General features: G+C 63.8%; 13 protein-coding genes and 1 pseudogene. 6 read left to right on the forward strand and 8 right to left on the reverse strand.

Going from position 1 to position 13,178, the window contains the following annotated elements; genetic code table 11:
* Positions 1–221 precede the first annotated feature (221 nt).
* Positions 222–1,211 carry an ABC transporter permease gene (locus tag E5W87_RS11115; protein WP_292396947.1) on the reverse strand — a complete coding sequence of 330 codons (990 nt, stop codon included), beginning with the start codon at positions 1,209–1,211 and terminating at the stop codon, positions 222–224.
* On the reverse strand, positions 1,204–1,863 hold the full coding sequence (ftsE, locus tag E5W87_RS11120; protein WP_010911739.1) for a cell division ATP-binding protein FtsE: 660 nt from the start codon (positions 1,861–1,863) through the stop codon (positions 1,204–1,206). The genes E5W87_RS11115 and ftsE overlap by 8 nt, the downstream gene beginning before the upstream one ends.
* A 192-nt stretch (positions 1,864–2,055) precedes the next feature.
* Between ftsE and E5W87_RS11125 the strand changes: the two genes are divergently transcribed.
* The 3 genes from E5W87_RS11125 (at position 2,056) to E5W87_RS11135 (ending at position 3,703) form a co-directional block, all read left to right on the forward strand.
* A complete protein-coding gene (locus E5W87_RS11125; RefSeq protein ID WP_292396949.1) occupies positions 2,056–2,700 on the forward strand; it encodes a hypothetical protein in 645 nt (214 codons plus the stop codon).
* Between the two features lie 25 nt (positions 2,701–2,725).
* Positions 2,726–3,268 (forward strand): hypoxanthine phosphoribosyltransferase, encoded by a 543-nt coding sequence (hpt, locus tag E5W87_RS11130; RefSeq protein ID WP_292396951.1) that lies wholly within the window; start codon positions 2,726–2,728, stop codon positions 3,266–3,268.
* A 63-nt stretch (positions 3,269–3,331) separates the two neighbouring features.
* Positions 3,332–3,703, forward strand: a complete 372-nt coding sequence (locus E5W87_RS11135; protein ID WP_292396954.1) for a response regulator — start codon at positions 3,332–3,334, stop codon at positions 3,701–3,703.
* Between the two features lie 20 nt (positions 3,704–3,723).
* Here the strand turns inward: E5W87_RS11135 and E5W87_RS11140 are convergent, their stop codons facing one another.
* Positions 3,724–4,674, reverse strand: a complete 951-nt coding sequence (locus tag E5W87_RS11140) for a DMT family transporter (protein WP_292396958.1) — start codon at positions 4,672–4,674, stop codon at positions 3,724–3,726.
* Positions 4,675–4,978: 304 nt separating this feature from the next.
* On the opposite strand from E5W87_RS11140, the gene E5W87_RS11145 reads away from it, so the two are divergent.
* Entirely contained in the window at positions 4,979–5,836 is an 858-nt protein-coding gene (locus E5W87_RS11145) for a LysR substrate-binding domain-containing protein (RefSeq protein ID WP_292396961.1), read from the forward strand.
* Positions 5,837–5,848: 12 nt separating this feature from the next.
* Here the strand turns inward: E5W87_RS11145 and E5W87_RS11150 are convergent, their stop codons facing one another.
* The gene (locus E5W87_RS11150) at positions 5,849–8,341 is read right to left on the reverse strand and encodes a TIGR02302 family protein (RefSeq protein WP_292396964.1); all 2,493 of its coding nucleotides are present in this window, start codon (positions 8,339–8,341) and stop codon (positions 5,849–5,851) included.
* Positions 8,342–8,513: 172 nt separating this feature from the next.
* Positions 8,514–9,455 carry a threonine/serine dehydratase gene (locus tag E5W87_RS11155; protein WP_292396967.1) on the reverse strand — a complete coding sequence of 314 codons (942 nt, stop codon included), beginning with the start codon at positions 9,453–9,455 and terminating at the stop codon, positions 8,514–8,516.
* 50 nt (positions 9,456–9,505) lie between these two features.
* Here E5W87_RS11155 and E5W87_RS11160 point away from each other — a divergent pair, with 50 nt between their 5' ends.
* Positions 9,506–9,808: a helix-turn-helix transcriptional regulator gene (locus E5W87_RS11160; protein WP_292396970.1), complete on the forward strand. Its 303-nt coding sequence runs from the start codon at positions 9,506–9,508 to the stop codon at positions 9,806–9,808.
* Positions 9,809–9,902: 94 nt separating this feature from the next.
* Here the strand turns inward: E5W87_RS11160 and lysA are convergent, their stop codons facing one another.
* The 3 genes from lysA to argH form a co-directional block, all read right to left on the reverse strand.
* Positions 9,903–11,171, reverse strand: a complete 1,269-nt coding sequence (gene lysA, locus E5W87_RS11165) for a diaminopimelate decarboxylase (protein ID WP_292396973.1) — start codon at positions 11,169–11,171, stop codon at positions 9,903–9,905.
* Between the two features lie 52 nt (positions 11,172–11,223).
* Complete coding sequence (locus tag E5W87_RS11170) at positions 11,224–11,430, reverse strand: lipoprotein (protein WP_292396976.1); 207 nt, start codon at positions 11,428–11,430, stop codon at positions 11,224–11,226.
* 229 nt (positions 11,431–11,659) lie between these two features.
* Positions 11,660–13,060 (reverse strand): argininosuccinate lyase, encoded by a 1,401-nt coding sequence (gene argH, locus E5W87_RS11175; RefSeq protein ID WP_292396982.1) that lies wholly within the window; start codon positions 13,058–13,060, stop codon positions 11,660–11,662.
* A gap of 36 nt (positions 13,061–13,096) precedes the next feature.
* Between argH and E5W87_RS36060 the strand changes: the two are divergent.
* A pseudogene (locus tag E5W87_RS36060) lies at positions 13,097–13,178 on the forward strand (TlpA family protein disulfide reductase); the annotation flags it as partial.

The following is a 13,178-nucleotide window of genomic DNA, read 5'->3' on the forward strand; positions in this document are numbered from 1 at the left end:
AAACAGCGTCGCCAGCACGAGCAGAAAGAAAGCGGAGATGCGCAACGCTCCCGCCAATCGGCTGGGCTTGGCGCGCTCGCGGGAACGCGTAATCACCAAGGGCAACTGTCCAGCCATTCCGGTCGAGTCGCGCGCGTCCATCATCTTATCGTTAACCCCGAAATACGGCGTTTAGTAGGTGAAAAAGCACACATTACGTTACGCTAATTCTCTATCCGTGATCACCCCGCGTCCGGTTGGCGGACATCGATGTCGCTGAGATAGGTGACGACGGTGACATGGGAGGTTGCCGCCGTCAGCGCACCGATAACCAGCACCATGAGGACGACGCCCAAATAGCCCGCCGAACCAATGGCGAAGTTGCCGAACAATGCGGTTGCCTGATCGGCCTGCGGCGTCGCCATGTTGCGCGATGACCACCATGAGAAGACGATGAAGACGAGCACCGCCGCCGCGCCCCCGGCGGCCGCGCCCTTCATCCCGGTGACCAGAAAGTGGTGGCGGAATTCGCGCGCGATGAAGCGCGCTTCGGCGCCGACGAAATGCAGCACCTCGATGATGTGGCCGTTGCCGGCCATGGCGCCGCGCGTTGCGAACACCACGGTCAGCACGGTTGCCGACAGCATCAGCGCCAGCACGGCGATGCCGATGGTCACCGTGGTGCGGGCCATGGCCACCAGCCGGTCGACCCAGGTGCGATGGTCGTCAAGCGAGGCACTAGGCAGCTTCGGCGTGATCGCGGCGCGCATTGCGGCGAAATCGGGCGGGTTGCTCTCGTCTATGGTGACGATGATCAGACGCGGCACCGGCAAGTCGTCGATATTGAGACCAGAGCCCAGCCATGGCTCCAATAGCCGCGCCGTGGCATCGCGGTCGACGATCCTGGCGCTCTTGACGCCAGGAAATTCGCCGGCGGTCTGCGAGGCCTGGGCAAGTGCGGCCTCCATGTCGAGGCCGTCTACCGGCTTGATCTGGATCGTCGCCTCGCGTGAGATCTGGTTCTCCCACACCGAGGCGGTGTCACGCACCAGCGTCACCGCGCCGAAGGTCAGACAGGAGAGGAACGTCATGATGGCGATGACCAGGACCAGCGCCCGGCCGGCGATGTTCTGTGCCGGCACGATCGGCGCCATCTTGCGCTGAACGCGCTGCGTCGTCCCCGCCCTCTCGGCGTGTTGGTCTTCGGCATGTTCAACGGAAAGGTTAGTCATAGATATCCAGCCTTCCGCCGGCCAGGATCATGCGCCGTGCGTCGACCTGTTCCATCAGGCCGAGGTCGTGGGTTGCGATCACCACTGCGGTGCCCAGCCGATTGAGTTCGATGAACAGCCGCAACAGGCGCCGCGCCAGCGGCGGGTCGACATTGCCGGTCGGCTCGTCGGCAAGCAGGATCTCGGGCTGTTCGATCAGCGCCCTGGCGATTGCAGCGCGCTGCTTCTCGCCGCCCGACAGTACCGGCGGCAGCACATGCATGCGCTCGCCAAGGCCGACCCATTTCAAGAGCTCGGTTACGTCGGTGCGGTAGCTCGCTTCCTCGCGCCCGCGTACCCGCAGCGGCAAGGCCACGTTCTCATAGGTCGTCATGTGGTCGAGCAGGCGAAAGTCCTGGAACACCACGCCGATGCGCCGCCGCAGATGCGGCAGCTCTGTGCGCGAGATGCGCGAGCGGTCCTTGCCGAAGATGGTGATCAGCCCGCGCGTCGGCTTGAGCGACATGAACAAAAGCCGCAGCAACGTCGTCTTGCCGGCGCCCGAAGGGCCGCTCAGGAACTGGAAGGAGCGCTCCGGTATGTGCAAGGAGATGTCGCGGAGGATTTCCGGACCCATGCCATAGCGGAGGCCGACATTTTCGAAGCGGATCACGTTCGACGACCTGAAACTTGCGGCGGCAACGAGCCAGCCTTCTCTGAGAAAAGACCATCGGCCGGCATGGTTAACCGGCGGTTAATTCTGGGGTTTTTTGGGCGCGTCACAATGGTTCCGGTGGGGAAGCGTTAACCATTTCCGTTTACGCAAAAGAAACGAAGAGCGAACAAGTGCCGTAGTGCTGGGGCCATGATGGCTGAGGATCGAACCGCGCGCCCGGTTTCCGGCGAAATCATGGCCGACACGGCCGCCGCGCCGGAACGCATCATGCGTGATCCAGCCGGTGACATCGTCGATGCCGACTACGAGGTGCTGCCGCGATTTACCGGCAGCATGGACCCTTCAGCACCGCTTTCGCGTGTGGTCGCCACGCCGTCGATCGAAGGCATGGAAATGCTGCGCAAGCCCGAAGCCGCGACGGGACGGCCGCTGATGTCGCGCGGCGGGCCGATCTTCTGGATCGCCGGCCTCAGTGCCGCGTTTGCAGCCTTCTGGATCTCGGGCGGGCACGCGCTGGTGCGCCAGGCGCCGCTTGTTCTCGCGGCCCCGGAAACGGGCGCTGCACTCACAATTTCAGGCGTAACGTCGCGTATCGATGCGTCCGGGCCGGAACCTGTCCTGTTCGTCGGTGGCGAGGCCGCGAATGACGGCGCCAGCCCGTCGCCATTGCCGCCACTGGAAATCCGGGTCACCGGCAATGACAGGCGCACAACCCGCTATACGCTGGGGACATTCAACCGTTCGCTGGCGCCCGGCGAAAGATTTGGCTTTTCCAGCCGGCTCGACGTGCCTAGAAACGGGGTCAAGACCGTTTCGGTCACCTTCGCCAACTAGGGCGATCATTCTGGAAAGGCGGCCAATGCCAGTCGTGCGCGGCAAGGATATCGAGGTTCTGTTTTCGGCGTCGGCGATTGCCCGCCGCAATCTGGAGCTCGCCAAGGAGATCGCCGGGCACGACTATCAGGACCTTTTGGTGATTTCGGTGCTGAAAGGATCGTTCATCTTCGCCGCCGATCTCATCCGCGCCATGCACGATGTCGGCTTGTCGCCCGAGGTCGAGTTCATCTTCATCTCCAGCTACGGCGCCGGCACCACCAGCGGCGAGGTGAGGGTGCTGCGCGACATCGACAATGAGGTCGCCGGCCGCGACGTGCTGTTGATCGACGACATCCTCGAATCCGGCAAGACGCTGTCCTTCACCCGCGACCTGATGCTGTCGCGCGGCGCCAAAAGCTGCGCCGTCGCCGTGCTGCTCGACAAGCGCATGCGCCGCCAGACCGCGCTCAACGCCGACTATGTCGGCTTCGACTGCCCCGACTATTTCGTCGTCGGCTATGGCATGGATGTCGCCCACGCCTTTCGCGAACTGCCGTTTGTCGGTGTCGTCAAGGGCGACGCCTAGATTTATCTTCGATGTCGTTTGCGGTTCAGAAAAAGTCAACTTTTCCCCGCCAAACATTGCGCTATGGCAAAGCTCCTGATCGTCGAGGACGATGAATCCGTCCGTACCCTCGCCGCCCGCGCGCTCGAACGCGCCGGGCACATGATCGACATCGCCGCCGACGGCGCGCAAGGGCTTGCCCTGATCCGCGCAGCACGTGGCGGCTACGATCTTGTCGTCTCCGATATCCGCATGCCGGAGATGGATGGCATCGAGATGGCCAAGGCGGCGGCGTCGCTTTTCCCGGCGATGAAGATCTTGCTGATGACCGGCTATGCCGACCAGCGTGAGCGCGCCGAAGAATTGAACGGCATCATTGTGGATGTCGTGCAGAAGCCGTTCACGCTGGCCGAAATCCGCGCGCGTGTCGAACAGGCGCTCGCCTGCTTTGCCTAGAGCCAAAGGCCTGACAGCGGTCAGGCCGGATCGCAGGTCGCCGCGATTGCCGGCGCGCTGCTCCGGCGCCGGCTGGCATTGAGCGCGAACAGACCGGCGCCGATGATGAGCGCCGCGCCGACGACTGTGGTCGATCGCGGCACTTCGGCAAAGAACAGGAAACCCCACAGCGGCGACCAGATAATGCCGGTATACTCGAAAGTGGCGACGCTGTTGGCGGGCGCCAGCCTGTAGGCTTGCGACAACAGGATCATCCCGGCCGAGGCGACGAAGCCGCAGGCCGCCATCTTCAGGAAATCGATTGGCATCGGCCAGATCCATGGCCTGACCAGGAATTCGAGGCTCGGATGCGTGGCGTGAGCTATTCCTGCCAGCCAGAACAGCCCGGCGACCAGTGCAGCTCCCAAGAGGTAGACGCCGTTCTGATAGAACGCCATGACCGTGGACGATTCGGTGTCGCCGATCTTGCGGGCCATCAACTGCGAAAAGCCGTACAGCACCGCTGAGGCAAGCGACAGCAGCGCCGCCCAGTCGAACAGCCCGGCGCCGGGCCGCAGCATCACCAGCACGCCCAGCATCCCGACCATGACGGTGACCAGCGTCTGCCATGCCACCCGTTCGCCGAGATAAGGGCCGGCAAGCGCCATGATGAACAGCGGTGCCATGAAATAGAGCGCCACCGCGTCGGCAAGCGGCAGGGCGGCGATCGCCAGATAGTAGACCGTGTAGGAGGTGAACAGGATCAAGGCGCGCATCGTCAGCATGCGAAATCGCTTCGAAAAGATCGCGCTGAGCCCGACATCGACATGAACGAGCACGAGAAGAATGGGCAGGGCGACGATCGAGCGGATCGCCATCACCTCGGTCACCGGGTAAATGCCCGATACGGCCTTGATCAGCGGATCCTGGAGCGAGAACACCAGAACGCCGAGGCAAAGACTTGCCATGCCGAGGACGATCCGGTTCTGCATGTGGTTTGAGGGCTCCTTGCTGTGCGGCCGAGAACCGGGCCTGGTAATTTTTGGTTTACGCATGTCGTTGTCCCAAAACCGCTGCGCACCCCCGGTTCAAGCCCGAGGGCATGCTTTTTGGCGACCTGCATTAAAAAGAACCCGCCACCGTTTCGGGCAGCGGGTACGAGTGAGGACTCTATATTGGTCCGCAGCCGATTTCGCAGCCGCATATCCAATGGGTGAGGTGACTATCATCCGCCGTTTGACATGTTGCAAACGAATTGGGATGATGTCAGCAATCAAATTTTCTTATGGCGCGTTTATGAAATCTACGCTCGACAGCGATCTGCTGCGCACCTTCGTCGCGGTTGCCGACACCGGCAATTTCACCAAGGCAGCGGAGCAGGCCGGCCGCACCCAGTCGGCGGTTTCGATGCAGATGAAGAAGCTCGAAGATGTGGTCGGCGACAGCCTGTTCGAGCGCGGCTCGCGTGGCGTGGCGCTGACGCGCCGCGGCGGCGAACTCATCGTCAATGCCCGCCGGATCGTGTCGCTGCTCGACGAAACGGCGGCATCGATGGTCGCGGCGCCGCTTGGCGGACCGGTGCGCATCGGCATCCCGGAGGAATATGGCCACGCGATCCTGTCGCGCGCGCTCGGCGCCTTTGCCAAGCGCCATCCTCAGGTCGAAGTCACCGTCCGCTACGCGCATTCCGGAGCGCAGATCGCGGCGCTCGCCGCCGGCGAGCTCGATCTGGCGGTGGTGTTCGAATGGCAGGACCTTTTCGGCGGTGAGGTGCTGATGCATGACCCAACCGTATGGGTGACGTCGGAGCTGCATCATATGCATGAGGAGCGGCCGGTGCCGATCGCGCTCTACAACCGCGCCGGCTGGTGCAAGGATTTCGCGATAAAGTCGCTGGAACAGCGCGGTCTCGCCTATCGCGTCGCCTATACCAGCGATACCAACGGCGGCCTGCGGCTCGCCGTCACCTCCGGGCTGGCGATTGCGCCGATCTCGCGCAGCAACATCCCGGCCGGCTGCCGCGAACTTACGGCCGCCGACGGGTTCGGCGACATCGATTCTTCGAACGTGGTGCTGCGGCGCAACCCGAACGCATCCGGCGAGGCCATCGACGGGATGGAAGAGGCGATCCGCGAGGCGTTTACCAACCGCTAGAGCAGGGCGGCTTTACTTCAGCTCCAGCAGCCGCTCCAGGTAGCTGCGCTCGATGTCGGGGCTGAGGGCGTTGCCGAGCCGCTTGCGGATCGCTTCGAGGATCTGGCGCGCGCGCTGCACGTCGATCTCGTCCGGCACCTTCACCGAATCGCCGAAATCGGGACCTTCGGTGGCGCGCGGCCGGCCGAGCGGATCACGGTCGGCGTTCTGCTGGCGGCCGCCCCGCTCGCCTTCGCCCTCGTCGCCCTGCATGGCCTGCAATTGCTTCATCATGTCCTTGGCGCCCTTGCGCAGCGCTTCCAGCGCGCGGCCCTGGTGACCGACGGCCTGGTCGCCATCGCCGTCGCCAAGCGCCTGTTCGGCACTGCCCATGGATTTGCCGGCGTCGCCAAATCCTTCATTGGGCTCGAGCCCCATACCTTCAAGACCTTTCCTCAGCTGGTCAAGGTCGCCTTGCAGCTTGCCCTGGCCTTCCTGCAACTGCTTCAGCGCGTCGGCGAATTCCTCCGGCGTCATCGGCTTCGGCCGGCCGAGCGGATCGCGGTCTTCACCTGGGCCGGGCTCACCCTGTTCGCCCATTTGGCCCTGCTCGCCGTTCTCGCCGAGCTGCTCGTCGCGGTTCTCTCCGCGCTGTTGCTGGCCGCGCTGCATCTGGTCCATGCGGAAGGTCTCGTTCATCATCTCCTGCTGGCGCCGCATGATCTCGCCGAGCTTGTCCATCTGCTGGCGCATCTCGCTGTTCTGCTGGCCGCCCTGCTGCTGACGTCCAGCCTGCAGATTGTTCATCATGTCCTGCAGTTGCGAAAGCAATTGCTGCGCGCTGTCGCGATCGCCCGACTTCGCCAGGTTTTCGATCTGGTCCATCATGCGTTCGATGTCGCTCTGGCGCAGTTCCTGGCCGTTCTGCTGCATCTGCGGCGCGTTCGGATTCTGCTGCGCACGCTGGGCGAATTCCTGCAGGAACTGGTTCATCGCCTCGCGCAGTTCCTTCATCGCCTTGTCGATTTCCTCGTCGCTGGCGCCGTTCTTGATCGCGTCCTGCAGCGCCTGCTGCGCCTGGCGCAGCCGCCTCTCGGCCTCCGAAAGATTGCCTTCCTCGATGCCGAGCGCGATCTCCCAGAGATAGGCGACCTCGTCGCGCAACTGATCGTCGCTGTCGGCCATCTTCAACCGGCTACGGGCGCTCATGATGGCGAGGTAGTGTGCCATGTTGTCGAACGTGTCTTCGGGCCTGAGCGTGATCGCGTCCATCAGGTCAAGCACGCGGCTCTTGGCGTTGGCGTCGAGCGCCAGCACGCGGCGCTGCTCGATCACTGCCCTCGCCAGCGGGTTGGAGAAAGGCCGCTCCGGCATCACCAGCGTCTTGGTTTCGCTGGTCGCCGTATGTCCGGCATCGTCGGTGGCGACAAGCGTGAGCTTGATGTTGCCGCCGGCCCAGACGTGCTCGGTCAGATCCTTCGTGGTCTTGGCAGCATTCCCCTTGGCGCCGCGGCGCGGCAGCGACAGCGGCATTTCGGGCGGGCCATAGAGCGGATGCGCATTCGGCGCCGGCGGATCGGCCAATACGAAATCCGCCTTGGCGGAGGCCGCGCCATAGTCGTCGTCGATCTGGTAGTTGAGTTCGAAGGAGCCATTGACGGCGCGTTTCGGCTCGCCGACGAAGCGGATCTGCGGCGGCTTGTCCGGGATCACCGCGAAGGCCCAGTTGCCGAGTTCGTCATTGCCCGAGTTCAGCGTCAGCGTGCCGTTTGCCGTCAGCTTTCCGGTGAACTGGCGCACCGTGGAGGAGGGCGTTGCCGCCGCCGGCTTGGCCTTGTCGGCCTGCTGCCCGGTCGGCTCGATGGTGCGGGCGTTGCCGTCGGCGTCGGCGTAGCTCAGCGTTTCCTCGCCCGACCCGCCGGTGACGCGCAGCGACACATCGCTGCCTTCCGGAACGGTGAAGGCGGGCGGCGCCTGATTGCCATTATTGGCGAGGGCTGGGTTGGCGAGGGCCGGGGAGGTGAGGAAGACCGGTGGCCTGCCGGTGTAGGCCGGCGGCGTCACCCAGGCGTCGATGCGCGGCGGGACAGTGTCGCGCGCCGCGTGGGCGCTGAACCCGTCTGCAATGCGGCCGCCCGACGGTCCGAAGGAGAAGGCAAAGGCGGTGACCAACAAAAGCGCCGCCACGGCGGTCTGCACCAGCACCGGGCTGTGCAGCAACTGGTTGGCCGCCTCGATGCGCCGGTCGATCTCGGCGCTCGACGGCACCCGGAAGAAACGCAGGGGATAGAGTGCGGCAAGGGCTGCGATGCCGAACAGTGCCAGGAGGCCGATGCGCGCCATGTCGGGCAGCAGATGGAAGAGGCCGAGCCACGAGATGCTGAGGAACAGGCTGGCGACGATGACCAGCGGAAGCAGCAACGGCCAGCCACGCTCGACCGTCATCGAGACCCGCGTCGCCAGCCGGCTCAGAGCAAGGCGCCCGGCCAGGCTGCGATCGCTGGTGGAGGTGGGTCGTTGCGTCATCGGCCCTTCCTGATTCGGGCGGGATAACCCGAACCTCACAAATCTATCGCACGGCCCGAAAATCGGATGCGAAGGACTCAAAGTCTAGAAGCTCGTCGCTCCAAACATACCAAGAAACACGGCGAAGGCGAGGCAGTTCCCTAAAACGTGAACAGGACTGCCCCTGTTGTCGTCAGAATTTAGCCGGATTGGCGTTTGCACCGCAGACCAGCACGGCGACACGCTCGCCCGCAGCCGGCGCGTAACGGCCGGACAGGACCGCCGCGAAGGCTGCGGCGCCGCCCGGTTCGGAGATGATTCGCACCCGGTCCCAAAGCGCCGCCTGCGCGGCGATGATCTCATCGTCGCTGACCAGTATGGAACGCTCGACGAAGGCCTCGGCGATCGGAAACATCATTTCACCGACGCGCTTCGGCGCCAGCGAATCGGCGGCGATGCCCTCAGTCGGCGCATCGACGGGCCGGCCGGCCTCGAAGGCGCGATAGAGCGTCGGCGCACCCTCGGGCTCGACGGCGATGATCCTGATGCGGCCGGCAAACCAGGCGGCGATGCCGCCGATCAGGCCGCCGCCACCGACGGCGACCAGCAGCGTGTCGAGCTCGGGCAGATCGGCCTCGATCTCGAGGCCAAGCGTGCCTTGCCCGACCAGCGTTTCCTCCTGGTTGAAGGCGTGGATCTGTAGCGCGCCGGACTTTTCGGCGAAGTCTTCACTGGCTGCCAGTGCCTCGGCATAGCGCGCGCCGCCGACGACCAGCTCGGCGCCGTAGCCGCGGATGCGTTCCAGCTTGGCCGGCGGGCTCACTTCGGGAACGAAGATGGTCGCCTTGTGGCCGAGCCGCATGGCGGCATAGGCGACCGCGGCACCATGATTGCCGCCCGATGCGGCGACGACGCCAGCCGCGGGAACGGGCCGCTCGAGAAGATTGGTGAACGCGCCGCGTGCCTTGAACGAGCCGGAATGCTGCAGGCATTCGAGCTTCAGGTCGACGGCAAGCGGCGGACGGCCGAAATCGGCCATGTCGACACGCAGCACCGGCGTGTGGCGCACGAATGGCCGAATGCGTTGCTCCATTGCGGCAATGCGTTCGCGTGTGATCCTATTGCTGTTCAGCATGGCCTGCTCCCAAGGGTTGACATCACTTAGTAACTTAGCAAAATGGCTAAATGCAAGAGGTTAATGTCTTCAAGGCGATCGCTAACGAGCGCAGGCTGCAAATCCTCGATTGGCTGAAGGACCCGCGCGCGCATTTCCCACGCCAAGCGGATGGCGATCTGGTCGAGGATGGCGTCTGCGCGCTGCTGATCGCGGAAAAGCTGGGGATCACCCAGGCGACGCTCAGCGAGCATATGCGGGTGCTCACCCAGGCCGGCCTTCTCAGCAGCAAACGCATCAAGCAGTGGACATTCTATCGCCGCGACGAGGGCAGGATCGCCGAGACCAGAGCGCTCATTCAGCACCGGCTGTAGCGCTGCAGGCGCTCTATTTTCGTTTGACCATGATCGTTTCCGAAAACCGGGTCCCACTTTTCGATGACGCGGACCTTCGGTTCGGGATCATGGTCTATTCCAGCCAGTCGGGCAGCGAATCCAGCCCGATCAGTTCCTCATAGGTCTGGCGCGGGCGCACGACATGGAAACGGTCGCCGTCGACCAGCACTTCGGGCACCAGCGGCCTGGTGTTGTAGGTGCCAGCCTGCACCGCGCCGTAGGCGCCGGCGGTGGCGATGGCGATCAGGTCGCCGGCCTTCAGCCGGGGCAGATCGCGGTCGAGGCCGAGATAATCGCCGGTTTCGCAGACCGGGCCGACGACGTCGACCGCCATGCGCGGTGCCGCAGACGGCTGCTGTACCACCGGCTTGATGTCATGGAAGGCGTCGTAAAGCGTCGGCCGGATCAGATCGTTCATCGCGGCGTCGACAACCAGGAAGTTCTTGGCGTCGCCCTCCTTCACGAAGATCACTTGCGAGACGAGGATGCCGGCATTGCCTGATATCAGCCGGCCCGGCTCGAACATCACCTTCAATCCCAGCTTCGTGACGTGCTTCTTGACGATCTGGGCGTAAGCGTCCGGCAAGGGAGGCGGGCTGTTGTCGACGCGGTAGGGAATGCCGAGGCCGCCGCCGAGATCGATATGCTCGATGGCGTGCCCGTCGGCGCGCAGCACGCCGACCAGCTCCACCAGCAGCGCGAATGCGTCGTCGAAGGGCTGCAATTCGGTGATCTGGCTGCCGATATGGGTGTCGATGCCGGTGACTTTGATACCCGGCAGTTCAGCTGCGCGGGCATAGACCTGGCGCGCCTTCTGCCAGGGAATGCCGAACTTGTTCTCCGCCTTGCCGGTGGAGATCTTCTTGTGGGTCTTGGCGTCGACATCCGGGTTGATGCGCAGCGAGATCGACGCCACCTTGCCCAGTGCCGTGGCGCGGGCCGACAGCAATGCCAGTTCCGGCTCGGATTCGACGTTGAAGCAGAGAATGCCGGCCGAGAGCGCAAAATCCATTTCGCGGGCTGTCTTGCCGACGCCCGAAAACACGATCTTGTTGGCCGGAATGCCGGCGGCCAGCGCGCGGCGCAGTTCGCCTTCCGATACCACGTCGGCGCCAGCGCCGAGCTTGGCCAGGATCTTCAGCACCGCCTGGTTGGAATTCGCCTTCATGGCATAGCAGACCAGCGCGTCGAGCCCGGCAAAGGCCTGCGCAAACACGCGGAAATGCCTGGTCAGCGTCGCCGTCGAATAGCAATAGAACGGCGTGCCGACGCTTGCGGCGATATCCGGTATCGCCACGTCCTCGGCATGCAGCACGCCGTCGCGGTAGTCGAAATGGTTCACGAGAGTGGTTCCGGAAGTTGGAGCTCGATGAGATCGACCGATCTCATCGGCTCTAGATCAGCGGGTCGAGAATGAACTTCTTGTCCTCGACCGGTTTTTCCGGCTCGGGCGGCACGGGCTGCTTGGCCTTTTGTGCGTCCTTGCGCGCCTGCACGGCCGCCTCATAGGGCGTGTCGAGCCCGGACTTCCGGCCGCAGGCCGTAACAGCCGCCAGCGCCGCCAGCAGCGTCAGCGTCACCAAAATCCTGCTTGCGGTCATCCGTGCCATCCGTCCGAAACTTTTGCCCGCCGCTTTTAGCTGAGTTTTGCTGGCATTGCACCTAGTGTGGTGGATTTGAAGTTCCTCTCATTGATGGCATTCGCGTTAAGGAACTTCAAATGCAAAACCACACTAGAATTCATTAATTAACTCGTGCGGCTTTTGAATCCGAAATTCGCTCGCCGCGCTGCTCCAACGTGATGCGAATTTCGGATTCGCCGCACGAGCATCACGCCTTGGCGATGCGCTTTTTCCAGTACCGGATCTGCTTCCTCACTTCCGACGGCGCGGTGCCGCCGAAGCTCGTGCGGCTCTTCACCGAGTTCTGCACGGCAAGCACCGAAAACACGTCCGCCGTGATGCCGGGGTGAATGGACTGCAAGTCTTGCAGCGAAAGCCTGTCGAGCCCGATCTTCTTCTCCTCGGCCAGCGCGACCGCGCGGCCGGTGACATGATGCGCCTCGCGGAACGGCAGCCCAAGCGTGCGCACCAGCCAGTCGGCAAGGTCGGTCGCGGTCGAATAGCCTGACCCGGCGGCCTTCTTCATGGCAGCGGCGTTCACCGTCATGTCGCGCACCATGCCGGTCATCGCCGCCAGCATCAGGTCGAGCGTCTCGGCGGCGTCGAAGACGGATTCCTTGTCCTCCTGCATGTCCTTGCCATAGGTCAGCGGCATGCCCTTCATCACCGTGAGCAGACCGACCAGATGGCCGGTGACGCGGCCGGTCTTGCCGCGCACCAGCTCGGCCGCGTCGGGGTTCTTCTTCTGCGGCATGATCGAGGAGCCGGTGGAGAAACTATCCGACAGCCTGACGAAGCCGAATTGCGGCGTCGACCAGATGATGATCTCTTCGGCCAGCCGCGACAGATGCGTCGCGCAGATTGCCGCCAGCCCCAAAAACTCAAGCGCGAAATCGCGGTCCGAAACGCTGTCCAGCGAGTTGCGCATCGGCTCGCGGAAGCCGAGCGCCTTGGCCGTCTTGTGCCGGTCGATCGGAAAGCTGGTGCCGGCAAGGGCGGCAGCGCCGAGCGGGCTTTCGTCCATCCGCTCGATGGCGTCGCGAACACGTGACAGGTCGCGCGAAAACATCTCGACATAGGCCATGCAATGGTGGCCGAAGGTCACCGGCTGCGCCGCCTGCATGTGAGTGAAGCCCGGCATCACTGTTGCCGCATGCTCCTCGGCCCGCTCCAGGAATGCCGTGATCAGGCCCTTCAGCGCCTCGGCGACGCGAAAGCACTCGTCCTTGACCCACAGCCTGAGGTCGACCGCCACCTGGTCGTTGCGCGAACGGGCGGTGTGCAGGCGGCCGGCGGCCGCGCCGATTAGTTCGGCAAGGCGGGCCTCGACATTCATGTGGATGTCTTCCAGCCTGGTCGAGAACTCGAACGTGCCGGCTTCGATCTCTGCCAGGATCGTGTTCAGCCCGTGAGCGATTTTTTCTTGATCGGCCGCCGAAATAATGCCCGTTTGCGCCAGCATCTCGCTGTGGGCGATCGAGCCTCTGATATCCTGCGCATAGAGTTTGCGGTCAAACGAGATCGACGCGTTGATCGCTTCCATGATCGCGGCCGGACCCGAGGCAAAACGTCCGCCCCACATCTGGTTGCTGGCCTTCTTGTCGCTCATCGCTATAACCCGTGCTCCGGAGCAGTTCTTAGAAAAATGGCAGACGGCAATAAATTTTTCCCGGCCCCGCGCCTCATCCTCGCCGCTTTGGTGGCGGGCGTGCTGGCCGGCGCGGTCG

The sequence above is a fragment of the Mesorhizobium sp. genome, from assembly GCF_004962925.1.
Lineage (GTDB): Bacteria > Pseudomonadota > Alphaproteobacteria > Rhizobiales > Rhizobiaceae > Mesorhizobium.

What these genes read in the sequence shown, in the direction of transcription:
- E5W87_RS11125 (WP_292396949.1), top strand. Translation starts at nt 2,056, where the DNA reads ATGATGGCTGAGGATCGAACCGCGCGCCCGGTTTCCGGCGAAATCATG.
- E5W87_RS11155 (WP_292396967.1), bottom strand. Translation starts at nt 9,455, where the DNA reads ATGCTGAACAGCAATAGGATCACACGCGAACGCATTGCCGCAATGGAG.
- E5W87_RS11170 (WP_292396976.1), bottom strand. Translation starts at nt 11,430, where the DNA reads ATGACCGCAAGCAGGATTTTGGTGACGCTGACGCTGCTGGCGGCGCTG.
- E5W87_RS11145 (WP_292396961.1), top strand. Translation starts at nt 4,979, where the DNA reads ATGAAATCTACGCTCGACAGCGATCTGCTGCGCACCTTCGTCGCGGTT.
- E5W87_RS11115 (WP_292396947.1), bottom strand. Translation starts at nt 1,211, where the DNA reads ATGACTAACCTTTCCGTTGAACATGCCGAAGACCAACACGCCGAGAGG.
- argH (WP_292396982.1), bottom strand. Translation starts at nt 13,060, where the DNA reads ATGAGCGACAAGAAGGCCAGCAACCAGATGTGGGGCGGACGTTTTGCC.
- E5W87_RS11160 (WP_292396970.1), top strand. Translation starts at nt 9,506, where the DNA reads ATGCAAGAGGTTAATGTCTTCAAGGCGATCGCTAACGAGCGCAGGCTG.
- E5W87_RS11140 (WP_292396958.1), bottom strand. Translation starts at nt 4,674, where the DNA reads ATGCAGAACCGGATCGTCCTCGGCATGGCAAGTCTTTGCCTCGGCGTT.
- E5W87_RS11150 (WP_292396964.1), bottom strand. Translation starts at nt 8,341, where the DNA reads ATGACGCAACGACCCACCTCCACCAGCGATCGCAGCCTGGCCGGGCGC.
- E5W87_RS11135 (WP_292396954.1), top strand. Translation starts at nt 3,332, where the DNA reads ATGGCAAAGCTCCTGATCGTCGAGGACGATGAATCCGTCCGTACCCTC.
- hpt (WP_292396951.1), top strand. Translation starts at nt 2,726, where the DNA reads ATGCCAGTCGTGCGCGGCAAGGATATCGAGGTTCTGTTTTCGGCGTCG.